Genomic DNA, 26,501 nt, shown 5'->3' with positions numbered 1-26,501 from the left:
GCCGCTTTTTTATTGTCGCCGTCATTACATCACGTTCAGCCGTTGTTGACCACCAGGCGCGGCTGGTCCTTGCCGAAGCGTTGCACGATGGAGGCGGCAATGCCGTCGCTGTCGAGACCGCATTTGGCCAGCAATTGGCCGGCGTCGCCGTGGTCAATGAAACGGTCCGGCAAACCCAGGTGCAGGATAGGCTTGACGATGCCCGCTTCAGCCAGCGCTTCGGACACCGCAGCGCCGGCGCCACCCATGATGCAGCCTTCTTCGACGGTCACCAGCGCGTCATGGCTGGCCGCCAGTTGCTTCACCAGTTCAATGTCGAGCGGCTTGATGAAACGCATGTTGGCGACCGTGGCGTTGAGCTTGTCGCCCGCCGCCAGCGCCGGCGCCACCATGGTGCCGAACGCCAGGATGGCGATGCCCTTGCCTTCGCGGCGCACTTCGCCCTTGCCCAGCGGGATCGTGGTCAAGGTCTTTTCCACCGCCACGCCGCTGCCGGAACCGCGCGGATAACGTACCGAGGCCGGGCCTTTGTATTGGAAAGCAGTCGTCAGCATCTGGCGGCATTCGTTTTCATCCGAGGCGGCCATGACGACCATGTTCGGAATGCAGCGCAGGAAGGCCAGATCGTAATTGCCCGCATGCGTGGCGCCGTCGGCGCCAACCAGTCCGGCGCGATCGAGCGCGAACGTGACGTCGAGGTTTTGCAAGGCGACGTCGTGGATCAGTTGATCGTAGGCGCGTTGCAGGAAGGTCGAGTAAATCGCCACGACCGGCTTCAGTCCTTCGCAGGCCATGCCGGCGGCGAAGGTGACGGCGTGCTGCTCGGCGATGCCGACATCGTAGTAACGATCGGGGAATTTCTGTTCGAACTTGACCATGCCCGAGCCTTCGCGCATGGCGGGTGTGATGCCGACCAGGGTGTTGTCCTGCGTGGCCATGTCGCACAGCCATTCGCCGAAAACTTGCGTGTACGTCTGCTTGCTGGCGGCGGCCGGCTTGATGCCTTCGGCCGGATTGAATTTGCCAGGCCCGTGATACAGCACCGGATCGGCTTCGGCCAGTTTGTAGCCCTGGCCCTTCTTGGTGACCACATGCAGGAATTGCGGGCCCTTGAGGTTCTTCAGGTTTTGCAGTGTCGGGATCAGCGAGTCGAGATCGTGACCGTCGATCGGACCGATGTAGTTGAAGCCAAATTCTTCGAACATGGTGGCCGGCACGATCATGCCCTTGGCATGTTCTTCAAAGCGCTTGGCCAGTTCCAGCATTGGTCCCGGCAGCATCGACTTGCCGACGTTCTTGGCCTTGGCGTAGAACTGCCCGGACATCAGGCGCGCCAGGTAACGGTTGAGCGCGCCGACCGGCGGCGAAATCGACATGTCGTTGTCGTTGAGGATCACCAGCAGATTGACGTCTTCACTGATGCCGGCGTTGTTCATTGCTTCAAATGCCATGCCGGCGGTCATTGCACCGTCGCCGATGACGGCGATGGCATGACGATCTTCGCCCTTGGTCTTGGCCGCCAGCGCCATGCCGAGCGCAGCGGAAATCGAGGTCGACGAATGCGCGGTGCCGAAGGTGTCGTGTTCGCTTTCGGCGCGACGCGGGAAACCGGAAATGCCGTCGAGCTGGCGCAACGTCGACATCTGGTCGCGCCGGCCGGTGAGGATCTTGTGCGGATAAGTCTGGTGACCGACATCCCAGACGATGCGGTCTTCCGGCGTGTTGAAGACGTAATGCAGCGCGATGGTCAGTTCGACCGTGCCGAGATTGGACGAGAGATGCCCGCCGGTCTTCGATACCGAATCGAGGATGAAGGCGCGCAACTCGTCAGCCAGTGGCTTCAACTGAGTGCGCGGGAGTTGCCGCAAATCGGCGGGGCTGTTTATCGTATTGAGCATGCTGGGTCTTGTCACCGTTAATTGGTTGCTTGCGCGCGCGGAAAATACCGCTGCGTGCTTATGCCTTGCGTTGCACGATCAGGTCGGCCAGTTCATGCAGGCGCCGGGCCTTGTTGCCAAACTGTTCCAGCGCCTTGTGGGCGTCGTTGCGCAGCTTTTCGGCCAGCGCCTGCGATTCGCTCAGGCCGAGGATGGAAACGTAAGTCGGTTTGTTGTCGGCGGCGTCCTTGCCGGCGGTCTTGCCGAGCGTGGCGGAATCCGCCGTCGCATCAAGAATGTCGTCGACCACCTGGAACGCCAGGCTGATCGGGCACGAATACGCTTCCAGCGCAGCCTGTTCAGCCACCGTCAGGTTCTTGCCGCTGCAGGCGCCAAGCAAAATGGCGGCACGCAACAGCGCTCCTGTTTTGAGCCTGTGCATCTGTTCCAGTTCCGCCAGCGACAAAGTCATGCCGACGCTGGCCAGATCGATGGCCTGACCGCCGCACATGCCGGTCGAACCGGCCGCCTGCGCCAGCAGGTTCAGCATCTTCAACTGGCGCGCGGCGTACAGCTCTTCGACGTTGTCGGACAGCACTGAAAACGCCTGCGCCTGCAGCGCGTCGCCCACCAGCAAGGCGGTCGGCTCGTCGTATTTGACGTGCACGGTCGGCTTGCCGCGGCGCAAGGCATCATCGTCCATGCACGGCATGTCGTCGTGCACCAGCGAATAGACGTGGATCATTTCCACGGCAGCGGCGGCGCGGCCCAGCAATTGCGCCGGCGCATCGAACAGCTCGCCGGCAGCGTACACCAGCAAGGGACGCACACGCTTGCCGCCGTCCAGCGCGGTGTAGCGCATGGCCTGGTGCAGGCGCGCAGGGATTTCGGTGACCGCCGGCAGGTATGCGTCGAGCGTGCCTTCCATGCCGGCCTGGATACGCTGCATCCAGTCGGTAAACGAGGCGCCGGCGCTGGTGTCGATCCGCGCGTTCATTCCTCGTCCTCTGCAAACTCACCGGCGCCGGTGCCGGCCAATGGCTTGAGCATGTCGCCTTCGAGCACCTTGACCTGGCTGTCGACTTTGTCGAGTTGCACCGAGCAGAACTTGACCAGTTCGGCGCCGCGCTTGTAGGCGGCGACGGAGGCTTCCAGCGGCAGCTCTCCGGCTTCCATCTGGATGACCAGTTGTTCGAGCTCTTCCATGGCCTCTTCGAAAGAGGCGGGCTGGCTGGCTTTGACGGGATTCTTTGGCATAGTGGCTGATTTCAGATATAGCCCGTCATTTTAGTGCAATCCGCCACAGATAGGCGGCCGAGGGCGTATTTTCAGGCGATTCAACCGCGCAATCCGCCCTGAATAACGGGATTTATGGCATAATCCGCAGTTCTGTCCAAAATTTCCTCTTCATATTATTTGAACCCAGGTTTTTGCGGATTCTTTCTCTCTTAGGTTGGTGCAAATTAATTTGGGGGCGGAGATGTCCGATCTTGCTACTTTTGCCAAACTGGCGCGCTCAAACGCGCAACTACCAGTTGACGTCTATTTTGACGATGCGCTTTTCAAGCGCGAAATTCACCAGTTATTTCAACAGGGGCCTCGTTACGCCGGCCATGAATTGATGGTGCCCAATGTCGGCGACTACGCGACGCTGCCATGGGAAAACGAAGGTCGCATGCTGGTGCGCAACGCGCACGGCATCGAACTGATGTCCAACGTCTGTCGTCATCGCCAGGCCAAGATGCTCGACGGCCGCGGCCACGCGCGCAACATCGTCTGCCCGCTGCATCGCTGGACCTACGACCTCAAGGGTGACCTGATCGGCGCGCCGCATTTCGGCGAGACGCCGTGCCTGAACCTGTCCAAGACGCCTTTGCAGAACTGGAACGGCCTGCTGTTCGAAAACAACGGCAAGGACGGCAACGACGTCGCCGCGCAATTGAAGCAGCTGGGCGTGACGCGCGACCTGGATTTTTCCGGCTACCTGTTCGATCACGTCGAAGTGCACGAGTGCGACTACAACTGGAAGACTTTCATCGAAGTCTATCTGGAGGACTACCATGTCGAGCCTTTCCATCCAGGCCTGGGCAGTTTCGTCAGCTGCGACGACCTGAAATGGGAATTCGGAAAGAACTACAGCGTGCAGACCGTGGGCGTCAATCACGGCCTGGCCAAGTCCGGTTCGCCGACTTACAAGAAGTGGCAGGAGCAGGTGCTGCGCTTCGGCAACGGCCAGCCGCCGAAATACGGCGCGATCTGGCTGACGCTGTACCCCAACATCATGGTCGAGTGGTATCCGCACGTGCTGGTGGTGTCGACGCTGTGGCCCAATGGTCCGCAAAAAACCACCAACGTGGTCGAGTTCTACTATCCTGAAGAAATCGCCCTGTTCGAACGCGAGATGGTCGAGGCCGAACGCGCCGCGTACATGGAGACCTGCGTCGAGGATGACGAGATCGCTCTGCGCATGGATGCCGGGCGGCGTATACTCATGGATCGCGGCACCAGTGAAGTCGGTCCGTACCAGTCGCCGATGGAAGACGGCATGCAGCACTTCCATGAATGGTACCGGTCGCAGATTGCGGTGCAGGAAAACTGAATTTCACTCTGATTCTTTGTGAGGAAAGCATGCAGAAAGCGCCGATGATGCGATGTCCCCGATGTAGTCCGACAGCATCTGCAACGACAGACCAATTCTGCAGCACCTCCGATTAACGTACGATCCGAAGGCAGCGCCGGCTCCAGCTCGCGCTGCCTGTTTTTTTGCCCTCGCTTTCGAATAGAGTATCGCCATGCAATCCCTCTGGATGCTTGTTGCCTCCTTCCTGTTTTCCATCATGGGCGTGTGCGTCAAGCTGTCGTCCGACTACTATTCCACCGCTGAAGTGGTGCTGTGCCGCGGGATAGTCGGCGTCATCTTCATCTACGGCCTGATCAAGATCCGCGGCGGCACGCTCAGGACGCCCTACCCACGCGACCATATCATCCGCGGCGGCGTCGGCGTGATTTCGCTGTGGCTGTGGTTCTATTCATTCGGTCTGCTGCCGGTGGCGACCGCCACCACGCTCAACTACATGTCGTCGATCTGGATCGCCGCGATGCTGTTCGGCGTCGCCTGGTGGCAGGGCAAGAAGCGTTTTGAGTGGGGCCTGGCGGGCACGGTGCTGCTGAGCTTCGTCGGCGTGGCGATGCTGCTGCGGCCGTCGATCGACTCCGACCAGTTGGTGGGCGGGCTGATCGCGCTGTTTTCCGGCGTGTTGTCGGCGCTGGTCTACCTGCAGGTGCGCAAGCTCGGCCTGCTCGGTGAGCCGGAATACCGTGTGGTGTTTTACTTCTCCTTCACCGGCTTGCTGGCAGGCCTGGCCGGCAGTGTGGTGATCGGACGCATCCCGTTCTGGCATGCGCATTCGGCCAAGGGCCTGGCGCTGCTCGTCACCATCGGTCTCACCGCGACACTGGCGCAGATCGCCATGACGCGCGCCTACCGGCTCGGCAATACGCTGGTCACGGCCAACCTGCAATACACCGGCATCGTGTTTGCCAGCCTGTGGGGCCTGTTCATCTGGAACGACGCACCGGGCTGGATGGGCTGGGCCGGCATCGGCATCATTCTGATGAGCGGTGTAGTCTCGACGTTTTACAATCAGCGTTCCCAGCAACAATCCCGACAATCGAGCAATCTGCCGGCGAGCGATCCGATCGCCACCGAAGTTTAGGAAGAGGAATAACCATGACCTACGCCACCCTGATTTCCGCAGCCGAGCTGGCCGCCCATCTCGACGACGCCAACTGGCTTGTGATCGATTGCCGTCACGACCTCGCCAATCCCGATGCCGGTGCACAGGCTTACGCCGCCGGCCATATTCCGCAGGCCCGCTTCGCCCATCTCGACCAAATCCTGTCCGGCCCCAAGAACGGCGCCGACGGCAAGTTCAAGGGCCGCCATCCGCTGCCGGCGCGTCAGGCCTTCATCGACGCCATGCAGGAACTGGGCGTCGGCAAGGGCACCCAAGTCATCGCCTACGACGCCCACGGCGGCATGTTCGCCGCGCGCCTGTGGTGGCTGCTGCGCTGGGTCGGCCATGTGCAGGTGGCGGTGCTCGACGGCGGCTTGCCGGCATGGCAGGCGCAGGGCGGCCCGTTGTCGACTGAAACACCGGCGCCGGTGCGCGGCGACTTGCAGGAGCAGGCGCCGCTGGTGACCACCGTCGATGTCGGCGATGTCGTCGCCAATCTCGACAGCAAGTCGCTGACCGTCGTCGACGCGCGCGCGGCAGATCGCTATCGCGGCGAGAACGAAACAATGGACGCCGTCGGCGGCCACATTCCGGGCGCGAAGAATCGTTTCTTCAAGGATAACCTGGGCGCCGACGGCCGCTTCAAATCGGCCGATGCCTTGCGCGCCGAGTGGAACGCGCTGATCGACAGCCCGCAGGCGGCCGTCATGCAGTGCGGCTCGGGCGTGACCGCTTGCCACAACCTGCTCGCGCTGGAAGTGGCCGGCTTGCCGGGCGCACGCCTGTATCCCGGGTCGTGGAGCGAATGGAGTTCGGATTCGTCGCGTCCGGTGGCGACCGGCCCACAGCCGTAAGCAGAAAACAAGTCCGGCGGCGCTCAGGCCGCCGGCATCTGCAAGGCTTGCATGAAAGCTTGTACGAACTGCCCCACCATCACCGGCGCATCGCGCCGCATCATCAGCACCACCGCCGACTGGAAGTCGGATTCCCGTATATCGATGAAATGCACGCCCGCAACGGCGATTGCACGCATGCTGTCTGGCACGATGGCGATGCCGAAATTGGCGTTGACCAGGCTCAGCAGCGACGCCTTGCGCGAGGTCGCGCGCGCCGGCTTGGGAAAGAAGCCGTGAGCGATGCAACGCTCGGCCACCAGGTAACTGAGGCCGCCGCGCTCGCGGTGCGGCATGGAGACGAACAGCTCGTCGCGCAGCTCGGCGATGTCGACCACCTCGCGCTGCGCCAGCGGATGCTGCAGCGATACCGCGACCACCAGCTTCTCCTGATATAGCGTGATGGTTTCCAGATGGGGATGCTTGCGCAGGATTGGCGTGCGCGCCAGGCCGAGGTCGGCGCGCCCTTCTTCGACGTCGAGCGCCTGGTGTTCGGAGGAGGCCTGGGAAATTTCCAGCGTGACGCCGGGGAAAGCCTGCAGCACCGCATTCAGGCAAGGCCCCAGCGGCGGCGACAACGGCACAGAACTTGAATGCAGCAGGCGGATGGCGCCGCGTTCGCCCTTGTCGATGTGGCGCGCCTGCACGATGGCCTGGTCCATGTCGTCGAGGATCTTGCGCGCGCGGTCGTAGAAGTCCTTGCCCGCCAGCGTCAGTTCGACCTGCTTGGCGTCGCGCCTTAGCAAAACGACATCAATGTCGTTTTCCAGCTCCTTGATCTGGCGGCTCAGCGCCGACTGGGCAATGTACAGGCGCTCGGACGCGCGCGTGTAGCTGCCGGCGGCGACGATCTCGACAAAGTACTTGAGCTGTTTGATGGAAATCATGAGCGCCTATTGTGTCGCTGTATTGTGCCGCCATCGCGCTGCCGCCGCCATGCCGTTTTGCGATACTCGGACGGCGCATTTGATATTGGCGGCCGCACCGGTTATGGCGCTACAGTCCATGCATCATCGGCAATGCGAAGGGGCTTATCGTGTCGGAAACATTCCTTGTCCTGCTCGGCTTTGCCGGATTGCTGCTCAGCGTCGTCATCAAGCTGATGTGCCTGCCGACAAAATCCACCCGGCGTGGCGGGCGCTGAATCTCAATGCGCGTGCGCGTGGCTGGTCAGCACCAGCACGATGACCACGCCCAGGCCGATCAGGATCACTTGCGGAATCGTCTCGCGCAGCGTGGCGCGGCGTTGCATTTGCGGCATCAGGTCGCTGACGGCGATGTAGATGAAGCCTGACGAGGCAAACACCAGCACGTAGGGAATCCACTCCATGCCGCGCTCCAGCATGAAGTAGCCGAGCACGCCGCCCAGCACCGCCATCAGGCTGCAGATCAGGTTGTAGACGTAGGCGCGGGTGCGCGAAAAGCCGGCGTTGAGCAGGATGATGAAGTCGCCGATCTCCTGCGGGATTTCGTGCGCGATGATGGCCAGGCCGGTCACCAGCCCGAGGTGCGGGTCGGCCAGGAAAGCGGCCGCGATCAGGATGCCGTCGGTGAAATTGTGCATGCCGTCGCCGACCAGGATCATCCAGCCGGCCTTGCCCGCCTCATGCTTGTCGTGGCCGTGGTGATGGCCGTGGCCGTCGTCTTCGTGATGATGGGAGTGGCGCAGGATGGACAGCTTTTCCAGCAGGAAAAACGCCAGCAGGCCGCCCAGCAATACCGCAAACAGCTTGTGCGGCTCGGCCGAGGATTCGAAGGCTTCCGGCAAGGCGTGCAGCAGCGAGGTCGACAGCATGATGCCGACCGACAGGCTGACCAGGCGCTCGACCATCTTCGACAACAGCGCGAACGAGAAAATCGCGGCCGCGGTGATGCTGAACACGCCGGCGATCGTCGTGGCCAGCAGGATGGAAAGCAGAGTGGAATTAATTTCAAGCCCCAATCGTCAGGAACAGCCTCAGGAAGTGGCAGATTAGACCATAGCTGGTTTTTTTCGGCAAATGCGCTCTGCCTAATTGACGGGCGGCGACTGATCTTCCAGGCCGCCGTCATCCCCTTCCGTGTCCTCCGGATCATGCCGGAACAGCACTTCGTCGACACGGAATTCGGGGCGGACGCCGTCTTTTGCGATCAGGCCGTGCACCAGGTTGAGCAGCACGTCGTCCTGATACGGCTTGCCGAGGTAGGCGTTGACGCCCAGTTCCATGGCGCGCTCGCGATGCTTGGCGGCGGTGCGCGAGGTGATCATGATGATCGGCAGGGTCGCGGTAGCGGCCATGTCGCGGATGTTGCGCGTCAGGTCAAAGCCGTCCATGCGCGGCATTTCGATGTCCAAGAGAACGATGTCGGGTCGCACGGCCTGCATTTGATGCAAGGCGTCGACGCCGTCGGTGGCCAGCACTACCTGGTATCCCTCACGCGTCAGCAGGCGATGCATGACGCGTCGTACCGTCAACGAATCGTCGACCACCAGCACGATCTTGCGGCTGGCGCCGCCATCGGCGCCGTGCGGCTGCTCACGCCGCAAGATGCGCTGGTAACCCTGGCGCTGCGCCAGCTGGATGGGATTGAGGATCAACACGATGCTGCCGCTGCCCAGCACCGTGGCGCCGACCACGCCGGTCATGCCGGCCAGCTGCGGACCGATGCTCTTGGTGACGACCTCGCGATTGCCGACGACGCGATCCACCAGAATCGCGAGGAAGTCGTGGCCGCTCTTGATCACCAGCACCGGCAGCGCCTGCTGCAAGGGGATGATACGGTCTTCGCCCAGCAGCGCCGACAGGTAATGCAGCGGCAAGCTGCGCCCCTGCCATTCCAGCAAACCGTCACGAAACACCCGTTCCTGGTCGACGCGCTTGAGTTGCAGCACTTGCTCGACCAGCAGGGAGGGTATGGCGTAGCTTTGCCGGTCCAGCTCCAGCAGCACCACTTGCGCCACCGCCAATGACAGCGGCAGGTGGATGATGAATTGCGCGCCTTTGCCGGCGACCGTGGCGATGCTGATGCGTCCACCGAGCGAAGCGACTTCCGAACGGACCACGTCCATGCCGACGCCGCGTCCGGCAATGGCCGTGACATTGCTGCTGGTCGAAAATCCCGGATGAAAAATGATGCTGGTCAGTTCGACATCCGACAAACGCTGGTCCGGATCAATCAATCCCAGATGCAGCGCTTTCTCATGAATGCGCGCGAGGTTCAGCCCCTGGCCGTCGTCGGCGAGCCGGATCATGGCTTCATTGCCCTCCTGCCGGACCTCGAGCTGCAGCCGGCCCACCGCGTCCTTGCCGGCGGCCAGCCGCTGCCCGGCGCTCTCGATGCCGTGGGCGGCGGCGTTGCGCAGCAGATGTTCGAAGGGGCCGACCATCTTTTCCAGGATACTGCGATCAAGTTCGACGGCGCCGCCGATGATGTCGAGGGCAAGCTCCTTGCCGGTTTCCTTTGCCATTTGCCGGACCAGCCGTTGCAGGCGCTCTTCGATGCCCTTGAACTGCACCATGCGCGCATGCATCAGTTCGCGCTGCATGTCGCGCGTCAACCGGGCCTGATGCACCAGGCCGTTTTGCGTGCGGTCCACCGTGTCGAGCAGATTCTTTTGCAGCGACGCAACGTCGTTGACGCTTTCCGCCAGCATCCGTGTCAGTTCTTGCAGATGTGTGAAGCGATCGAATTCGAGCGGATCGAAATGCTGGTTCTGCGGCTGCTTCTGGTTTGATGCGGCGATCTGGATTTCGGCCTGGATCTCCACCTCGCGCAGCTGGGTGCTCAGCCGCGCCACGTTGCCGCCGAGATCGGTCAGATGCTGGCGCAGGATGTTGACTTCGGATTCCAGGCCGGAGCGCGAGATCGAGATTTCGCCGGCCTGGTTGAGGACGCTGTCGAGGATGCCGGCGCGGATGCGCACCAGCGGTGCGGCGGCCGTTGTTGCTGCCGATATTGCCGCCGGTTCGGCCACGACCTTGGCGATCTCGGCCTGGACTGCTGCAGTCGGCGCGGCGGCGGCAACGGCAGGCGCGGATGTGGGTATGGACGCCGCTGCGAGCGGCGATTGCAAGGCATCGAACAACTGCAGCCCCTGGTCGTAGCGCGCCAGCAAATCGTCGATCAGCGCCGCCGACGGCTCGCCGTCGCGCATCATTTCCCCAATACTGCTTTCCAGATCATGGATGTGCTGGCCGAGTCGCATGGCCCCGGCCATCCGTGCGCTGCCCTTGATGGTGTGCAGCGGTCGCAGAAGATACTGGATCAGCGCCGTATCGCCCGGCGTCTTCTGCAGCTTGTACAGGCTCTCGCCGACCTGCGGCAGCAAATCGCGCCCCTCTTCCAGGAAAATATCCAGCAAATCCGGATCAATGACGTCGCCGCCCGGCTCCGGCGGCTTGACGCCTGCCGCCTGTATGTTTTCAGCCGGGATGCTCCTGGCGCCGTCATGGCTCTGACGTCGACGTGCTTCCAGCGTCGTCAGCAAGGTGCGCAGCTGCTGTGATACGGCGGGGCGCGGCGAGGGCATGATGCACGCAGCGAATTGTTGCTGCATCGCCTGGAGGTCATGCACCACCTGCATCAGTTCGGCGCATATGGCGGCATCCATCAAACCCGGATAATTTTCCAGGAACTGCATGAGCTCATCGAGCGGCTGCGCCAGCGCCAGCAATGGCGCAAACTTGACCGACGCCGCGCTGCTCTTGAGCGAGTGGGTCGCCCGCAACGCTTCCGCCGCGATCACCTCGGGTGTCGCGTTCTGCCATTGCGCGATTTGCGTCGCGAGGATGTTGAGCAGATTCGCCGATTCTTCGCTGTAAATCTGATGCAGCCTGACGGGCAAGACGAGATCGCCGACCCGGCAAGTCTCGGCATGTTCAGCAATTTTTGTTTGCGCCGGCGGAGATTCACCTCGGGCATGAGCGGCAACTGCCGCCAACAAACCATCGGGGCTGCGCAGCGATTTTCCGTTGACGCGGATCTCGTCGATCCAGGCGTTCAGCTCCACAACGGCGTAATCCAGCAAGGCATAGTCGCCGGCCGCGCCCGTCCGGCCGGCGGCGGACCAGGCGGTGGCGAACTCTTCGAGCGCCATCGCACTGCGGGCCAGGGCGTTAAGCCCGACCATCCTGCCACTGCCTTTGAGCGTATGGAAGCCTCGCCGCATGACGACCACCTGCGCCATGTCTTGCGGCGTCGCGCGTGATGCCGCCAGCGCGCTGCGTATGCTGCCCAGCACCTCGCCGGCTTCCAGCAGGAAAACCTCGCGCAGTTCAAGGTCGATTTCTTCCGGCTCTTGCTCTTGCTGTTTCTGTTGCAGCGGCTGCGCAGCAACGGTCGCGATTTTTAGTGCTCTATCCGGTGTACCCGTCGCTGTAATCCCAGAAGCGGCGGCATCCTCTTCGGCGGCCTTGCCCGGATACTCCATCGATTGCGGCGCGTTATGCATCAGCGGCATGGACAGGCTCAATGCCGCCATGTTGTATGTCAGGCGCGCCAGAACCGCAGCCTCTGCAGCGTTGGCGTTGGCCACGCCGGTACGTGGCAGGCGATCGATGTCCGCGGCGCACAATCGCAGCACTTCGCAGGCAGCAGTCAATTCCAGTGCCTGCGCCACCGTTGCGAGTTGCGGCGCCAGCAACCCGGCCTCACGCAATGCGTCGGGTGCGTCGCCGCCCTGCAAAAAACGGTCCAGAAAATTCTCCAGACGAGCAAGATCGGTCGTCAATTGCGCGATGGCGACTTTCAGGGCGGGACGCCGTTGCGTGACCTCATCCTCATCCGGCGCAATGCCCTGCCGTGGCGCTATCCCGGCCTCGATGTCGACAAGACAGGCACGTAAATCTGTACAGGCTCGCTGCACGGATTGATCCGCATCGCCGGCAGCGCTTTGCTCCAGTTCGGCCGATGCGAGCAACCCGAGCAGTTCGGCGACCCTGATATTCAACGGCGTATCGCCAATGAACGCCAGCGCGTCGGCCCCTTGGCGCAGCAAGGCATGTGCCTGCCGCTCTGCTTGCGGATTGTCGTCGCCCAGCAGCTGCATCGCCTGATCGACGGTCGAGAGCAATCCCGACGCCAGCGATGCCAGGCTGGACGAATCCGAAGACGAATCCGGCGGAAAATCAGGCGTGGAATCGGAAGCCATGCGCGATCTGCAAGTTGGACGGACGCTTCCGCATCACGAAATCGTGACGCGGAAGCGCGATACCGAGTTCTTCAGCAACTCGGCCAGATCATGCAGCTCGTTGAACAGCGACAACACCTGTTCGCGACGCTGCTCGATGATCTCGTTCTCGCTGAGGATGTTCTGGATGTCGTGCGCCACGCTGTTGGCGGAAGTGGCCTGATGTCCGGTAGAAGAGGAAATGTCCTGAATCAGTTCGGCCAGCTGGTTCGACACGCGGCGTATGTCCGACAGCGAGGCGCCGGCGGCGTCGGACAGCTTAGCGCCGTCAACCACGCCGGCGGTTGATTTTTCCATCGCCGCCACGGCGTCATGCGTGTCGGCCTGAATCATGCGCACCAGTGCACCGATCTGCCGAGTCGCCGCGCTGGAGCGTTCTGCCAGTCGCTGCACTTCTTCGGCCACGACCGAGAAGCCGCGGCCGGCCTCACCGGCGGAAGCGGCCTGGATGGCGGCGTTGAGCGCCAGCACGTTGGTCTGTTCGGTGATGTCGGAAATCAGCTCGGTGATCTCGCCGATCTCCTGCGACGACTCGCCCAGGCGCTTGATGCGTTTGGAGGTTTCCTGGATCTGCTCGCGAATCTCGTTCATGCCCTTGACGGCGTCTTCCACCGCCTTGGCGCCGCGCTCGGCCACCACCACCGAATGGCGCGCGACGTCGGCCGATTTGTTGGCGGAGATCGACACGTCGGTAATCTGTATCGACATCTCGAGCATCGATTGCCCGGTGTCATGGATGCGGCGCGCCTGGATCTGGCCGGCGCTGGTCAGCTCCTGCGCATTGTCGCGCACCTGGTTGGAGGCGGCCGCCACCTGCGAGGCGGTGTGCGTGACCTGGCCGACCAATCCGCGCAATGCCTCGACCGTGTAATTGACCGAGTCGGCGATGGCGCCGGTGATGTCTTCGGAGACCGTGGTGTGCACCGTGAGGTCGCCATCCGCAACTTTCTGCAGTTCATTCATCAGTCGCAGGATCGCCGCCTGATTGATGGCGTTGGTGCGCATCGCGCGCTCTTCCTGCTGTTGCGCGTGCAGCCGTTGCGCCTCGGCTTCCTGGCGGCGCAACTCGGCTTCTTCGGCGTTGCGGCGACTGCTTTGCAGCTGCACCCAGGAGATGCCGACGCCGCACACCAGCGCCACCGCCATCGACAGCAGCATGATCCAGAACGTCCACGAGCGGGTTTCCTGCGCTTGCCGGTAGTCGTTTTGCAGCACGGTCAGATGCTGCTTGAGGGTTTCATTTTCGAGGAATACCAATTGCTCGGATTGCTTGGCGGCGATGAAGTTTTGCAGGTTGCCGAGGATGTTGGCGACCAGCGGCTGGTACTCGCCGAAGACTTTTTCCAGCTCGTTGAGCTTGTCGCGCACGTCCTTGTCCCGCACCGCGTTGATGCCGAGGATTTCGCTGCCGTTGAGGAAGCCGTCGATGATGTCGCGGAAGGTATTGACGTCCTTGCCGAGCAGGAAGGCAGTTTCCGGATTGACGCCTTCGGAAGTAAGGAATTCATTGGCGCTGCGCCCCAGGCGCAAGGTCAGCAGCACCAGTTGCGCTGCGGCGGCGACTTCGCGCGGCGAGTTGCCGCCCTGCGATTGCAGCATCGAGATCTGCTCGCTCAGGTCCAGCAGATTCGGCGAGAGCAGCCGCAGCCGCGCCAGGGTAACGCCGAAGCCGGTCAGTTCCGGCTGCAGCTTGAGGATGGTGGAGGCGGCTTTGTCGGTGTGATCCCAGATCTTTTGGACGTCGGTCAGTACAGTGCGCATTTCCGGCTCCGGCTTGCGGATGGCATAACCCTGATACTCGCCGCCGAGCATGAGGACATTGAGCCCCTGATTGAATTCCTTGCGGCTTTCGGTGAGCTGGCTGAAGGCCTCGCGATTGCCCTGGATGGCGTTGGGCACGGCCTTACCGATACGCTGCGAGTGCATGACCAGATCGCTGGTGATATGCGCCTGCAGGCTGACATGGATGTAGTGCTTGGATCCCAGCCACAGGAAGAAGAACATCGACAACAGCGCCATGATCAGCAGCATCAGCAGAATCCGCGTCTGTGCGCGCAGCGAATGGCGGCCGATGAACGGCAGGCGGGTGTGCTGGTAGCGCTGCATGTACTTGTCTGCTTTGGCGCTGATGACGGATGGCTGGCTCGCCTGAGTTCCCGCTGGCCCGGCTGTTTTATTCTTCGAGAGATGCGGCAGCTTGAATGCCATGGCTAAGGCTCCTTGTTACGAGGTCGTTGCGCGGTTGCGGTGAAATTTGCTTTCAACCGCGGCACTCAGTGCGACAGCTTTTATAGTCCGACTTGCAAGAAACGTGGATCTTCCACAATCTCGGCGAGGCTGATTTCCACCCATTCGTTCAGGTCGCCATCGAGATAACGTCTGCGTCCGCAGTCACCGCTCTGCTGCTCGGTCATTTCCTGGATGTGCCGCAACCCCAGAACGCGCGACAGCAGGAAACCGGTATTGCCCGACAAAGCGCTGGAAACCACCAGCACGCGGCTTTCCTTGCTGATCGTCTGCGACGGTCCGCCCAGAAAGCGATCGAGATCGACCACGCCGATCAGGTTGCCGCGCACGTTGGATAGTCCAAGGTACCAGTCCCGCGCCAACGGCACTTTGGTGACGGCGATCAGATTGACGATTTCGCCTGCTTCGCGCAGATCGAGCAGGCAGCGCCTGTCGCCGATCATGACGCCAAGGCGGCTGTCGCGCATGCCGGAGCCGTCACGCGCGGCCTCCATGCGTTCGAGCAGACGCGCCTGGAATTCATGCAGCCGGCCGTATCGCCATTGGTCAGGAACTGAGTCCACCCTCGCCTCTTCTGTCTGGACTGAATGCGTGCCGGACTGGGACCGGCGCGCGCTCAGCCGATCGCGGCAATTTTTGCCAATAATTCCTGCGCATCCACCGGTTTGACGACATAGTCGCACGCCCCCTGGCTCAACGCCCAGATGCGATCGGTTTCCTGGTCCTTGATGCTGCACATCATGATCGGAATGTCCCTCAGGCTGGGATCGCGCGTCATTTGGCGCGTGATCTGGAAACCATTCTTGCCGGGCATGACGACGTCCATCAATACCAGTTCAGGCCGATTGCACCGGATCTTCCCCAGCGCTTCCTCACCGTCGTCGGCGGTATCGACTTCAAACCCGTTCTTGCTCAGAATCTCGGTCAGGAGATAGCGGTCAGTCGGCGAATCATCGACGACGAGAATTTTCTTGATTCCCATTGCACTGTTGCTCCGTACCTGAGAAGTGCTTTTTGCTAAAAATACGCCGCTATCGCCGGCCCCCGGCGTATGTCCCGACGGCCTGCAACATGCCGTCTTCCGTGAATGGCTTGGTCATGAACGCCGCGGCACCGACGATGGCGCCGCGCGCCCGGTCGAACAACCCGTCCTTGGACGACAGCATGACCACTGGAGTTGCATGGAATCTTGCATTTTTTTTAACTAATGCACAAGTCTGGTAACCGTCGAGCCTGGGCATCAGGACATCGCAAAAAATCAGATCGGGAGTGTAAGTCGCAAGCTGGGCCAGCGCATCGAAGCCGTCTTCGGCCAGCATCACCCGATGTCCGGCCTGCCCGAGGAACAGCGAGGCGGAGCGCCGGATGGTGGCGCTGTCGTCAACAACGAGGATCGTGAAGCTGCGGCAGGCTTGCGCATCAGTCATCAGAACTCCTGGAAATCGTTGCGGCAGGCGGTGGGAGGCTGCGGCTACTGCTGCCGTGAGCCTGCTTTAGGCGACTATAGCAAAGCGGCTGCCGGTGCATAAATGGAACAAGCCCGCTTTGCCCCCTCATTTGGGAGCAAGGCAGGCTTGCGGGCAGTTCCTGACGGAAACTTCGCGGGCGCGACGCTCCCTGCCGGGCTGTCGGATTAGAGCGCGACCATCTCGAAATCTTCCTTGCGGGCGCCGCATTCCGGGCAGGTCCAGTTGATGGGAACGTCTTCCCAGCGTGTGCCGGGAGCAATGTCTTCGTCCGGCAGACCCGCTTCTTCGTCGTAGACCCAACCACAGATCAGGCACATCCAGGTCTTGTATTCTGTTTTGCTATCGCTCACGGCTGACTTCCCTCAATTCAATCTAAAGTAAAATGGTAAACCAGATATCTTAATCTACTCGTCGTGCAAAACCAAACATCTCCGCTGATATTAACCTTTGGCGCAGCCGACCCCGTCGGCGCGACCGGCATCCAGGCCGATCTGGCCACCTTTGCCGCCATGGGCTGCCATGGCTTGTCCATCATCACTTCCATCCTGGTGGGCGACACCGCGCGTATCGAGGACATCCAGGTCATTGACGTCGATTGGATGGCCGACCAGGCTCGTGTGATCCTGGAAGACATGCCGGTGGCGGCTTTCAAGGTCGGTGCGGTGGGCAGCATTGAGAATATTTCGGCGATCGCCGAAATTGTTTCCGACTATCCGGACATCCCGCTGATCCTCGATCCCTTCATCACCGCCATGCCCAGCCAGGAAGGCGACGACGATGACAACCTGATCGCGATCCGCGAATTGCTGATCCCGCAGACCACGCTGATGCTGGCTTCCGCAGTGGAGCTGAACCGCCTTGCCGAAACCTGGCGCGAGCCGGTACCCAGCGACGCGCTGCAGCTCGACGCCATGCGCATCGTCGAGATGGGTTGCGAATACCTGTTCGTCACCGGCATGCCGGGCGGTGATTCGCATGAAGTCGCCAATGCGCTGTTCGATGAATCCGGCATGATCCGTCGCGACAGCTGGCAGCGCCTGCCGGGCTCGTTTACAGGAGCCGGCTCGACCTTGTCGGCGGCCATCTGCGCCATGCTGGCCAACGGACTGGAAATTCCGGAAGCCGTCTCCGAAGCGCAGGAATTCACTCTCGCCGCCCTGGCCCACGCCCAACGCCTGGGCATGGGCAAGCTGATCCCCGATCGTTATTTCTGGGCGCGTGAAAACGACGCACCCAATTAATCATTTTTCCATTTCGCATGAACGCACATAGCCCACGCAATACCAACGAATCCCTGTTCGCCCGCGCCCAAAAGACCACGCCCGGCGGCGTCAACTCGCCGGTGCGCGCCTTCCGCTCGGTCGGCGGTACGCCGCGCTTCATCACCAAGGCGCAAGGTCCGTATTTCTGGGACGCCGAAGACCGCCGCTACATTGACTACATCGGCTCCTGGGGCCCGGCCATCGTCGGCCACGCCCACCCGAAAGTGGTGCAGGCAGTACAGGAAGCGGCCGCGCGCGGCCTGAGCTTCGGTGCGCCGACCGAAGGCGAGATCGACATGGCAGAAGAAATCTGCAAACTGGTGCCGTCCATCGAGCAGGTGCGCCTGGTCTCAAGCGGCACCGAAGCGACCATGAGCGCCCTGCGCCTGGCGCGCGGCGCCACCAAGCGCGACAAGATCGTCAAATTCGAAGGCTGCTATCACGGTCACGCTGACTCCTTGCTGGTCAAGGCCGGCAGCGGCTTGCTGACGTTCGGCAACCCGACCTCGTCGGGCGTGCCGGAAGATTTCGTCAAGCACACGCTGGTGCTCGACTACAACAACACCCAACAGCTGGAAGAAGCGTTCAAGGCTGCCGGCAACGAGATCGCCTGCGTGATCGTCGAGCCGGTCGCGGGCAACATGAATCTGGTGCCGGCAACCGCCGAATTCCTGCAAACCATGCGCCGCCTGTGCACCGAATACGGCGCCATCCTGATTTTCGATGAAGTGATGTCGGGTTTCCGCGTGGCATTGGGCGGTGCGCAATCGCTGTACGGCATCACGCCCGACCTCACCGCCTTGGGCAAGGTCATCGGCGGCGGCTTGCCGGTCGCGGCATTCGGCGGCCGCGCCGACATCATGAAGCACCTGGCGCCGCTGGGCGGCGTCTATCAGGCCGGCACGCTGTCGGGCAACCCGGTGGCCGTTGCGGCCGGCATGACCACGCTGAAGATCATCCAGGAACCGGGTTTCTACGAACAGCTGTCGGCACAAACGCGCAAGCTGGCCGATGGCCTCAGCGATGCTGCCCGCGACGCCGGCGTGACGTTCTCGGCGGACACGCTGGGCGGCATGTTCGGCCTGTACTTCTCGGCCGCCGTGCCGACCAGCTATGCCGAAGTCATTCAAGGCAACAAGGAACGCTTCAATGTGTTCTTCCACGCCATGCTCGACCAGGGCGTGTACCTGGCGCCATCGGCGTTTGAAGCGGGCTTCGTGTCGGCGCAGCATGACGATGCCGTGATTGCCCAGACCGTGGTCGCGGCGCGTACGGCTTTTGCCGAGATCGCCAGCTGAATCACACACGCCACGCATGCAGCGGCGGAAAACAAAAAAGGACGCTTGCGCGTCCTTTTTTACGTCTGGGAAGACTGATCCTGCGGTTGGTCCGGCTGCTTACGCCGAGAACGACGAACCGCAACCGCACGTGGTGGTGGCGTTCGGATTCTTGATCACGAACTGCGCGCCTTCCAGGTCATCCTTGTAGTCGATCTCTGCGCCGACCAGGTACTGGTAGCTCATTGAGTCGATCAACAGCTGGACGCCGTTCTTGGTCATGGTGGTGTCGTCTTCGTTGACGATTTCATCGAACGTGAAACCGTACTGGAAGCCGGAACAACCGCCACCCTGCACGAACACGCGCAACTTCAGGTCTGGGTTGCCTTCTTCTTCGATCAGTTGTGCAACCTTGGCGGCGGCGCTGTCGGAAAAGACCATCGGGGCTGGCATCGATGTTTCGGGGATTTCGGCTACGGCATTCATATCAGGCTCCTGCGTCTGCGGACAATGAAGACATTATAAGTCGTCTGGAAAAATCATGCATCGCCACCGGCCGAAGCCGCCAGCTTGAGCACCGGCGCCTCTTCGGTCTGGCCATGGCTGAGCTTGCCGGATACCAGCGCGCCGCCGTGCATTTCCAGAGCTTTGTAATACACATCTCCAGTTATGCGGGCTTTCGGCTGTAATTCAAGTAGCTCGACCGAATGAACGTCGCCGATGATTTCACCGTTGACGATCAGGTGCACCGCGCGGATTTCGCCGACGATCTTGGCGTGCTCGGAGATCACCAGCACGCTCGGCTGGCCGGCCTCGGCATTGATATTGCCCTTGATGTGGCCGTCAATGCGCAAACCGCCCTTGAAATGGACATCGCCCTGGATACTTGTGGAAATGCCGATCAAACTGTCGATCGTGCTTTTGGATTTACGTCCCAACATGATTCACCTCACAAATTCACGGATTGCTGGGCGCGCATCTGACCTCTTTCGAGTACGCGAGCCTGAATCGCCTTGATGGTTGCACCCTCGGGCAGGGTCAATACGCCTTCCACCCGCTGATAGTACTTGAATGCGAGCTTGTAGCGCGCCGGATCTGTCGCGTTTTGTTCGGGGAAGTTGATAATAACACTTTTGCCTCCCTGCAACACTGTCACTGCAAGTTGCAGGTTGCCTACAAACTGACGCCCTTTTTCGCCCTGAATTGCGAGCAATTGATAACGAACTTGATTCGGCACGACCACTTCGGCCTTCAGGCGCTGGATGGTGATGCCGTCGACACCGACGTTGGTCGGCAGCAAGCTTTCAAAAAACGACAGATCTTCCTTGAGCTTGTTGTTTTCCGTCACCAGCGTCTTCAGTTGCCCGGCCAGTTGCGCCTGCGCCGAGCGCTCGATGTTGAGCTGACTTTCGGCTGCATTGGCGCTGGTCGACAATCGCTCGCGCTCGGCGCTGAGCTTCTTGACCTGCTCTTTCAGTTCGACCACCTGGTCGCGCATGCCGTCCGGATTCAGGCCGGCAAAGTTGTTGCGCCCGAGGTCGTACGCCAGCATCGCCAACGCACCGCCGAGACCGACCACCACCGCCAGGAACACTGCACGCAGTGGCCAGGGCATGTGGCGCTTGATGGTCATCTTCGGCGCTGAAATCGACATGCGCCGGACCCATAGCTTGTATTTCACGGCAGAACCGGCACGTGCAGCAGGCCGGTGGTTTCCTCCAGGCCGAACATCAGGTTCATACATTGCACGGCTTGGCCGGACGCGCCTTTGACCAGATTGTCCTGCACCACCAGCACGACCACGGTGTCGCCGTTGTCCGGGCGATGCAACGCAATGCGCAGCATGTTGGACGCGCGCGTGGTGCGCGTTTCCGGATGTGCGCCGAACGGCATCACATCAATGAACGGTTCGTCCTTGTAGGCGCCTTCAAACAACGCCTGCAACGCGGCGTTGTCGATGTCCTTGGTCAGGCGCGCGTACAGCGTCGAATGCATGCCGCGGATCATCGGCACCAGATGCGGCGTGAACAGCAGGCCGACCTTGTCGCCGGTCAATGTGCTGAGGCGCTCGACGGTTTCCGGCGAGTGGCGGTGACCGGACACGCCGTAGGCCTTGAAATTGTCGGAGGCTTCCGAAAACAGCGTGGCGATCTCGGCCTTGCGACCGGCACCGGAGACGCCCGACTTGCAGTCGGCGATCAGGTGCGATGCATCGATCACGCCGGCCTTGAGCAGCGGTGCAAAGCCCAGCTGCATGGTGGTCGGATAGCAGCCCGGATTGCCGACCAGGCGCGCCTTGCGGATGGCGTCGCGGTTCAGCTCGACCAGACCGTAGGCGGCTTCCTTGAGCAGCTCAGGGCAGCTGTGCGGCATCTTGTACCACTTCTCGAACGCGGCGATATCCTGCAGGCGAAAATCCGCCGCCAGATCGATCACCTTGACGCCGGCGGCCAGCAATTCAGGCGCCTGGGCCATGGCGACGCCATGCGGCGTGGCGAAGAAGACAACGTCGCAGTCGGTCAGCTTGGCTTTGTCGGGCGAGGAGAAGGCGATATCCACGCGGCCGCGCAGCGACGGATACATTTCCGCCACCGGCATGCCATCTTCCTTGCGCGATGTCACTGCCTGCAACTGCACTTCCGGATGCGCGGCGAACAGGCGCAGCAACTCCACGCCCGTGTAACCTGTGCCGCCGACGATACCAACCTTGATCATGTTTTTTCCTTGCTGAACGGGCTTTCCCGGGAGCCTTTGATTTTAACAGGAGAATATTTCTGTCACATTACCCTAAGGCCAGCCGATTCAAAGCGCAAATAAGGGCGAAAAATCCGCCCCAGAATGCAAAAAGCCGCCAGGCTTGCGCCGGCGGCTTTTCGTTGTGCTGAAAAGCACGCGTCGATATTAACGCTTCGAGAATTGCTTTGCGCGACGAGCTTTGCGCAGACCAACCTTCTTACGTTCGACTTCACGTGCATCACGTGTAACGAAGCCTGCCTTGGACAGTTCTGGCTTCAGTGTTGCATCGTAGTCGATCAGAGCGCGGGTGATGCCGTGACGAACAGCACCAGCCTGGCCGGATTCACCGCCGCCGTGGACGTTGACCATGATGTCGAAACGCTCGACATTGCTGGTCAGCTCCAGAGGTTGACGAATCACCATCAGACCGGTTTCGCGCGAAAAATATTCATTCGCTGGCTTGCCGTTGACGACGATCTTGCCCGAGCCGGACTTGATGAAAACACGCGCCACTGCACTCTTGCGACGGCCGGTTCCGTAATTGTAGTTACCGATCATGTCTATTCCTTAGAGTTCGAGTGCTTTAGGTTGCTGAGCAGCGTGCGGATGATTGCCATCTGCATAAACCTTCAGCTTCTTGATCATCGCGTAGCCGAGCGGGCCCTTAGGCAGCATGCCCTTGACCGCTTTTTCCAGCGCGCGACCTGGAAAACGCTGTTGCATTTTCAGGAAATTGGTTTCGTAGATGCCGCCTGGGTAGCCGCTGTGACGGTAGTACGTCTTTTCAGTTGCTTTGGTGCCAGTGACGCGCAGTTTGCCTGCGTTGATCACGACGATGAAATCGCCGGTGTCGACGTGCGGAGTAAATTCTGGCTTGTGTTTGCCGCGCAGTCGGAGTGCCACTTCGCTGGCAACACGTCCGAGGACTTTGTCCGTCGCGTCAATCACCAACCACTCGCGCTTTACCTCATGGGCTTTAGCGGAAAAGGTTTTCATGATGACTTCCTAATATTAAAAATAAACGCTCAATTTGGCGGTTCTGCGACTATCGAAGCGGCGTGCTGCAAATACTGCCTCGTGCTACCAAACGCAGACTCTTCCTTGTTATCTTTCCCAGAGCGAACGGAAAGCCGAGAATTATAGCCTTTTCAAGGACTTAGCGTCAAACCCTTTATTCCCAGGGCCGCGCGCAGTGGCCTTTTCGGCACAGTTGTCTATGAAGCCACGCCGGGAGGCAAGGACAAAAAAAACCCGAAACGAGGGTTCCGGGTTTAAATCCACACCAAAGGAGGAGGGTGGAGGAGACAGGGTTGATTGCGTCGAAAACGTCAATCAGTGAATTCAATATAGCAAACGAAATTGTGCACTGCAAGATTTAATTTGTACTATGTGGCGCATTTTAAAATAGAGGAAAAACAATAGTTTTTGCTGCTTTGCAATATGCATTTTTTTGCCTATTCTGCCCGCCTTGGCGAAATCACGGACGGCCCCGGTTTGCGGGAAAAGCTACAATAGCCGCCTCCCCTTATTTATCGAATGAGAACGCATATGGAATGCACAGTACGCTGGACCGGCCTCTCCTCGGGCATGACCTTCCTCGCTGAAACCGGCTCCGGCCACGTGGTCGCCATGGACGGCGCACCCGATGGCGGCGGCCGCAACCTGGCGCCACGCCCGATGGAAGTGGTGCTGCTGGGCACGGGCGGTTGCACGGCCTACGATGTGGTGGTGATTTTGCGCAAGAGCGGCCAGGACATCCGCGGCTGCGAAGTGACGCTCAAGTCGGAACGCGCCGAACAGGATCCGAAAGTGTTTACCAAGATCCATTTCCATTTCACCGTACGCGGCCGCAACCTCAAGCCGAACGTGGTGGAGCGCGCGATCAAGCTGTCGCACGACAAGTATTGCTCAGCCTCGATCATGCTGGAAAAGACGGCGGAAATAACGCATTCGTTCGAGATCATCGACGACCTCACCGATCCGCCGCAGCAACTGCAGCAGCAATAACTACGGGCCGCTTGACCGCGCACGCCCCGCCGCGACGGCCGGGCCCCTGAACCTTGCGTTCAGACGCGGTAAGCCACCGTGGTCATGACCTTCGACATCATCTTCATTGCGCTGCGGATGGTCGCCGGCATCTCGGCCGCGCCCAGGGCCTTGGCTGCCTCCCCGTGCTCGACTTCATCCTTGCGCATCTGGTCGACGATGGCGCGCGACTTGGCGTCCTGCACCGGCAATTTTTCCAGATGGCTGATCAGGTGCAATTCGACCTGGCGCTCGGTTTCAGCAACGAAACCGAGATTGCGCGCATCGCCCAAACGCGCCGCGATCGAACCCAGCACGTAAGAACCGGCGTACCACAGGGGATTGAGCAGGCTGGTGTGCGAACCAAGTTCGCGCAAGCGCTCGGCGGTCCACGCCAGGTGATCTTCTTCCTCTATTCCCGCATGCGCAAATTGCTGCTTGAGTGCCTGCGTCCGGGAAAACCGTCCCTGCGCATCGTACAGCGCCTGCGCGCACACTTCACCGACATGGTTGACGCGCATCAGTCCGGCACTATGCCGCTTCTCGGCGTCACTCATGGCGGCGTCGCCGATCTGCGCAGCCGGATTCGGACGCGATGACGCCACCACGCCGCTGACCACGCGCAAGGCCTTGTCCAGGTCATGAATCAGTTTGTCGGCGAATAACATAGGGGCAGTCTCACTCAGGAATAATCGGTTTCAACGATGCTCAATGGTGCCTCACGCCATCTTCCAGGCGATGGTTTCACCGCCGTTGAGCGGCACCACACTGGTGTCGCCCATCGGCAGTTCGGCCGGGATGGTCCAGTTTTCACGACGCAGCGTGACGCTGCCCTGATTGCGCGGCAGGTTGTAGAAGTCCGGGCCGTTGAAGCTGGCGAATGCCTCCAGCTTGTCCAGCGCGCCGGCTTGATCGAATGCCTGGGCATACAGTTCCAGCGCGTGCAGCGCGGTGTAGCAGCCGGCGCAACCGCAGGCATGCTCTTTCAGACCCTTGGCGTGCGGCGCCGAATCGGTGCCGAGGAAAAACTTGTCGCTGCCGGAAATCGCCGCTGCAACCAGCGCCTGGCGATGGGTTTCGCGCTTGAGCACCGGCAGGCAATAGTAATGCGGGCGGATGCCGCCCTTGAAGATTTCGTTGCGGTTGTACAGCAGGTGATGCGCGGTGATGGTCGCGGCGGTCGGGCCCTCGGACGACATCACGTAGTCAGCGGCGTCCTTGGTGGTGATGTGTTCGAACACCACCTTGAGTTCAGGCATGTCGCGGCGCAGCGGCGTCATCACGCGATCGATGAAGACCGCTTCACGGTCGAAAATATCGATGGCCGGATCGGTCACTTCTCCGTGGACCAGGAAAGGCATGCCGGTTTCCTGCAGCACTTCCAGCGTCTTGTAGCAGTTGCGCAGGTCGGTCACGCCGGCGTCGGAATTGGTGGTCGCGCCGGCCGGATACAGCTTGACCGCGTGCACGAAGCCGCTGTCCTTGGCCTTGCGGATTTCTTCCGGCGGCGTATTGTCGGTCAGGTACAGCACCATCAGCGGCTCGAAGTCCGAACCGGCCGGCAGCGCCGCCAGGATGCGGTCGCGATAAGCCGATGCCAGCGCCACGGTGGTGACCGGCGGCTTCAGGTTGGGCATGACGATCGCGCGCGCGAACTGATGAACGGTGTGCGGCAACACGCTTGCCATGGTCGCGCCGTCGCGCAAATGCAAATGCCAGTCATCCGGACGGGTAATGGTCACTACGTCGCTCATCGCTCTTCTCTTCCCTGATCGTTCTGTTGATGGTTTAACCGCCGTGCCGGATCGTCGACAGACTTGTCTGCCGGAGCACGAAATCCTGCTATTTTACCGCAAGGGGTGATGCGCGCCGCTTGCGTCACATCAAGCAGCGCGCTGCCCAAAAAGCAAAAAACCGCTGCGGCCGGAGCCGGAGCGGTTTTGCTGATCCTGGTGTCGACAGATGCCGGAGCATCCGCAAAACACGGTCACCGATCAGGGCGATCAGTGCGTAATGATCTTGGCCAGGAAGTCGCGGGCGCGGTCCGAGCGCGGCGAACCGAAGAAGTCTTCCTTCTTGCAGTCTTCCACGATCAAACCCTTGTCCATGAAGATCACGCGGTTGGCGACCTTGCGTGCGAAACCCATTTCGTGGGTCACGACCATCATGGTCATGCCTTCTTGCGCCAGGCCGACCATCACGTCCAACACTTCATTGATCATTTCCGGATCGAGCGCCGACGTCGGTTCATCGAACAGCATCGCGATCGGGTCCATCGACAGCGCGCGGGCAATCGCCACACGCTGCTGCTGGCCGCCGGACAGTTGGCCCGGGAATTTATCCTTTTGTGCGATCAGGCCGACGCGATCGAGGTACTTCAGACCCTTTTCGGTGGCTTCGGTGACGCTGCGACCCAACACCTTGACCTGGCCGATGGTGAGGTTTTCACGGATCGACAGATGCGGGAACAATTCGAAGTTCTGGAACACCATGCCGATGCGCGCGCGCAGTTTCGACAGGTTGGTCTTCGGATCGCCAACGGACACGCCGTCAACGGTAATATTGCCCTTCTGGAACGGCTCCAGGCCGTTGACGGTCTTGATCAGCGTCGACTTGCCCGAGCCCGACGGACCGCAGACCACGACCACGTCGCCCTTGGCCACGCTGGTGGTGCAATCGGTCAGAACCTGGAAGCTGCCGTACCACTTGCTGACGTTATTGAGTTCAATCATTTATTTCTCCTAATTCCTGAATACGGTATGTCCGCCGGCGTCAGGCGCATGCTGCGCCGGCGAGAGTCGTTAGCATT

At 61.0% G+C, this 26,501-nt stretch carries 26 protein-coding genes; 6 read left to right on the top strand and 20 right to left on the bottom strand.

The window, feature by feature from the left end; all coding sequences use genetic code 11:
* Positions 1-35: 35 nt before the first annotated feature.
* Genes dxs through ACIROY_RS14145 form a run of 3 tightly spaced genes read right to left on the bottom strand, consistent with a single transcriptional unit; the run spans position 36 to position 3,134 of the window.
* Positions 36-1,898 carry a 1-deoxy-D-xylulose-5-phosphate synthase gene (gene dxs, locus ACIROY_RS14155; RefSeq protein ID WP_402278219.1) on the bottom strand — a complete coding sequence of 621 codons (1,863 nt, stop codon included), beginning with the start codon at positions 1,896-1,898 and terminating at the stop codon, positions 36-38.
* A 58-nt stretch (positions 1,899-1,956) separates the two neighbouring features.
* The gene (locus ACIROY_RS14150) at positions 1,957-2,874 is read right to left on the bottom strand and encodes a polyprenyl synthetase family protein (RefSeq protein WP_402278221.1); all 918 of its coding nucleotides are present in this window, start codon (positions 2,872-2,874) and stop codon (positions 1,957-1,959) included.
* Positions 2,871-3,134 (bottom strand): exodeoxyribonuclease VII small subunit, encoded by a 264-nt coding sequence (locus ACIROY_RS14145; RefSeq protein WP_402278223.1) that lies wholly within the window; start codon positions 3,132-3,134, stop codon positions 2,871-2,873. The genes ACIROY_RS14150 and ACIROY_RS14145 overlap by 4 nt, the downstream gene beginning before the upstream one ends.
* Positions 3,135-3,357: 223 nt before the next feature.
* On the opposite strand from ACIROY_RS14145, the gene ACIROY_RS14140 reads away from it, so the two are divergent.
* The 3 genes from ACIROY_RS14140 (at position 3,358) to ACIROY_RS14130 (ending at position 6,468) form a co-directional block, all read left to right on the top strand.
* A complete protein-coding gene (locus ACIROY_RS14140; protein WP_402278225.1) occupies positions 3,358-4,476 on the top strand; it encodes an aromatic ring-hydroxylating dioxygenase subunit alpha in 1,119 nt (372 codons plus the stop codon).
* 193 nt (positions 4,477-4,669) lie between these two features.
* Positions 4,670-5,593, top strand: coding sequence for a DMT family transporter (locus ACIROY_RS14135; RefSeq protein ID WP_402278227.1), 924 nt, complete (start codon positions 4,670-4,672; stop codon positions 5,591-5,593).
* 14 nt (positions 5,594-5,607) lie between these two features.
* Positions 5,608-6,468, top strand: a complete 861-nt coding sequence (locus tag ACIROY_RS14130; protein WP_402342071.1) for a sulfurtransferase — start codon at positions 5,608-5,610, stop codon at positions 6,466-6,468.
* A 23-nt stretch (positions 6,469-6,491) separates the two neighbouring features.
* Here ACIROY_RS14130 and ACIROY_RS14125 read toward each other — a convergent pair whose 3' ends face one another.
* From ACIROY_RS14125 to ACIROY_RS14090, 8 genes are all read right to left on the bottom strand, one after another.
* Entirely contained in the window at positions 6,492-7,394 is a 903-nt protein-coding gene (locus ACIROY_RS14125; RefSeq protein WP_402278231.1) for a LysR family transcriptional regulator, read from the bottom strand.
* Positions 7,395-7,654: 260 nt separating this feature from the next.
* Positions 7,655-8,449, bottom strand: a complete 795-nt coding sequence (locus tag ACIROY_RS14120; RefSeq protein ID WP_402278233.1) for a ZIP family metal transporter — start codon at positions 8,447-8,449, stop codon at positions 7,655-7,657.
* A gap of 69 nt (positions 8,450-8,518) precedes the next feature.
* A complete protein-coding gene (locus tag ACIROY_RS14115) occupies positions 8,519-12,637 on the bottom strand; it encodes a response regulator (RefSeq protein ID WP_402342069.1) in 4,119 nt (1,372 codons plus the stop codon).
* A gap of 33 nt (positions 12,638-12,670) precedes the next feature.
* Entirely contained in the window at positions 12,671-14,884 is a 2,214-nt protein-coding gene (locus tag ACIROY_RS14110) for a methyl-accepting chemotaxis protein (RefSeq protein ID WP_402278237.1), read from the bottom strand.
* Between the two features lie 80 nt (positions 14,885-14,964).
* Complete coding sequence (locus tag ACIROY_RS14105; protein ID WP_402278239.1) at positions 14,965-15,486, bottom strand: chemotaxis protein CheW; 522 nt, start codon at positions 15,484-15,486, stop codon at positions 14,965-14,967.
* 53 nt (positions 15,487-15,539) lie between these two features.
* Positions 15,540-15,905, bottom strand: coding sequence for a PleD family two-component system response regulator (locus ACIROY_RS14100; protein ID WP_402278241.1), 366 nt, complete (start codon positions 15,903-15,905; stop codon positions 15,540-15,542).
* Positions 15,906-15,954: 49 nt separating this feature from the next.
* Positions 15,955-16,350 carry a PleD family two-component system response regulator gene (locus ACIROY_RS14095; RefSeq protein ID WP_402278243.1) on the bottom strand — a complete coding sequence of 132 codons (396 nt, stop codon included), beginning with the start codon at positions 16,348-16,350 and terminating at the stop codon, positions 15,955-15,957.
* 206 nt (positions 16,351-16,556) lie between these two features.
* The gene (locus ACIROY_RS14090) at positions 16,557-16,709 is read right to left on the bottom strand and encodes a rubredoxin (protein WP_040503154.1); all 153 of its coding nucleotides are present in this window, start codon (positions 16,707-16,709) and stop codon (positions 16,557-16,559) included.
* Between the two features lie 96 nt (positions 16,710-16,805).
* Between ACIROY_RS14090 and ACIROY_RS14085 the strand changes: the two genes are divergently transcribed.
* Positions 16,806-17,633 carry a hydroxymethylpyrimidine/phosphomethylpyrimidine kinase gene (locus ACIROY_RS14085; protein ID WP_402278245.1) on the top strand — a complete coding sequence of 276 codons (828 nt, stop codon included), beginning with the start codon at positions 16,806-16,808 and terminating at the stop codon, positions 17,631-17,633.
* A 17-nt stretch (positions 17,634-17,650) separates the two neighbouring features.
* A complete protein-coding gene (hemL, locus tag ACIROY_RS14080) occupies positions 17,651-18,952 on the top strand; it encodes a glutamate-1-semialdehyde 2,1-aminomutase (RefSeq protein ID WP_402342067.1) in 1,302 nt (433 codons plus the stop codon).
* A 99-nt stretch (positions 18,953-19,051) separates the two neighbouring features.
* On the opposite strand, the gene erpA is transcribed toward hemL, so the two are convergent.
* The 6 genes from erpA to rplM all read right to left on the bottom strand — a co-directional run bounded on the left by erpA (position 19,052) and on the right by rplM (position 22,663).
* Positions 19,052-19,417, bottom strand: a complete 366-nt coding sequence (gene erpA, locus ACIROY_RS14075; protein WP_016832796.1) for an iron-sulfur cluster insertion protein ErpA — start codon at positions 19,415-19,417, stop codon at positions 19,052-19,054.
* Positions 19,418-19,470: 53 nt separating this feature from the next.
* Entirely contained in the window at positions 19,471-19,872 is a 402-nt protein-coding gene (locus tag ACIROY_RS14070; RefSeq protein WP_007877923.1) for a polymer-forming cytoskeletal protein, read from the bottom strand.
* An 8-nt stretch (positions 19,873-19,880) separates the two neighbouring features.
* The gene (locus ACIROY_RS14065; protein WP_402278248.1) at positions 19,881-20,585 is read right to left on the bottom strand and encodes a DUF6776 family protein; all 705 of its coding nucleotides are present in this window, start codon (positions 20,583-20,585) and stop codon (positions 19,881-19,883) included.
* Between the two features lie 23 nt (positions 20,586-20,608).
* Positions 20,609-21,646 (bottom strand): N-acetyl-gamma-glutamyl-phosphate reductase, encoded by a 1,038-nt coding sequence (gene argC, locus ACIROY_RS14060; RefSeq protein WP_402278250.1) that lies wholly within the window; start codon positions 21,644-21,646, stop codon positions 20,609-20,611.
* A 186-nt stretch (positions 21,647-21,832) separates the two neighbouring features.
* Positions 21,833-22,225 (bottom strand): 30S ribosomal protein S9, encoded by a 393-nt coding sequence (gene rpsI / locus ACIROY_RS14055; RefSeq protein WP_016832800.1) that lies wholly within the window; start codon positions 22,223-22,225, stop codon positions 21,833-21,835.
* A gap of 9 nt (positions 22,226-22,234) precedes the next feature.
* Entirely contained in the window at positions 22,235-22,663 is a 429-nt protein-coding gene (rplM, locus tag ACIROY_RS14050; protein WP_016832801.1) for a 50S ribosomal protein L13, read from the bottom strand.
* 552 nt (positions 22,664-23,215) lie between these two features.
* Between rplM and ACIROY_RS14045 the strand changes: the two genes are divergently transcribed.
* Positions 23,216-23,674: an OsmC family protein gene (locus tag ACIROY_RS14045; RefSeq protein WP_116434713.1), complete on the top strand. Its 459-nt coding sequence runs from the start codon at positions 23,216-23,218 to the stop codon at positions 23,672-23,674.
* A 59-nt stretch (positions 23,675-23,733) separates the two neighbouring features.
* On the opposite strand, the gene coq7 is transcribed toward ACIROY_RS14045, so the two are convergent.
* From coq7 to ACIROY_RS14030, 3 genes are all read right to left on the bottom strand, one after another.
* A complete protein-coding gene (gene coq7 / locus ACIROY_RS14040; RefSeq protein WP_402278253.1) occupies positions 23,734-24,360 on the bottom strand; it encodes a 2-polyprenyl-3-methyl-6-methoxy-1,4-benzoquinone monooxygenase in 627 nt (208 codons plus the stop codon).
* Between the two features lie 51 nt (positions 24,361-24,411).
* Positions 24,412-25,446, bottom strand: coding sequence for a dihydroorotase (pyrC, locus tag ACIROY_RS14035; RefSeq protein ID WP_402342065.1), 1,035 nt, complete (start codon positions 25,444-25,446; stop codon positions 24,412-24,414).
* Positions 25,447-25,695: 249 nt separating this feature from the next.
* Complete coding sequence (locus ACIROY_RS14030) at positions 25,696-26,424, bottom strand: amino acid ABC transporter ATP-binding protein (protein WP_402278257.1); 729 nt, start codon at positions 26,422-26,424, stop codon at positions 25,696-25,698.
* Positions 26,425-26,501 lie beyond the last annotated feature (77 nt).

Source organism: Herbaspirillum sp. NPDC101396 (assembly GCF_044767365.1).
GTDB lineage: Bacteria > Pseudomonadota > Gammaproteobacteria > Burkholderiales > Burkholderiaceae_D > Herbaspirillum.
This window is presented reverse-complemented; position numbering and strand designations above follow the sequence as displayed.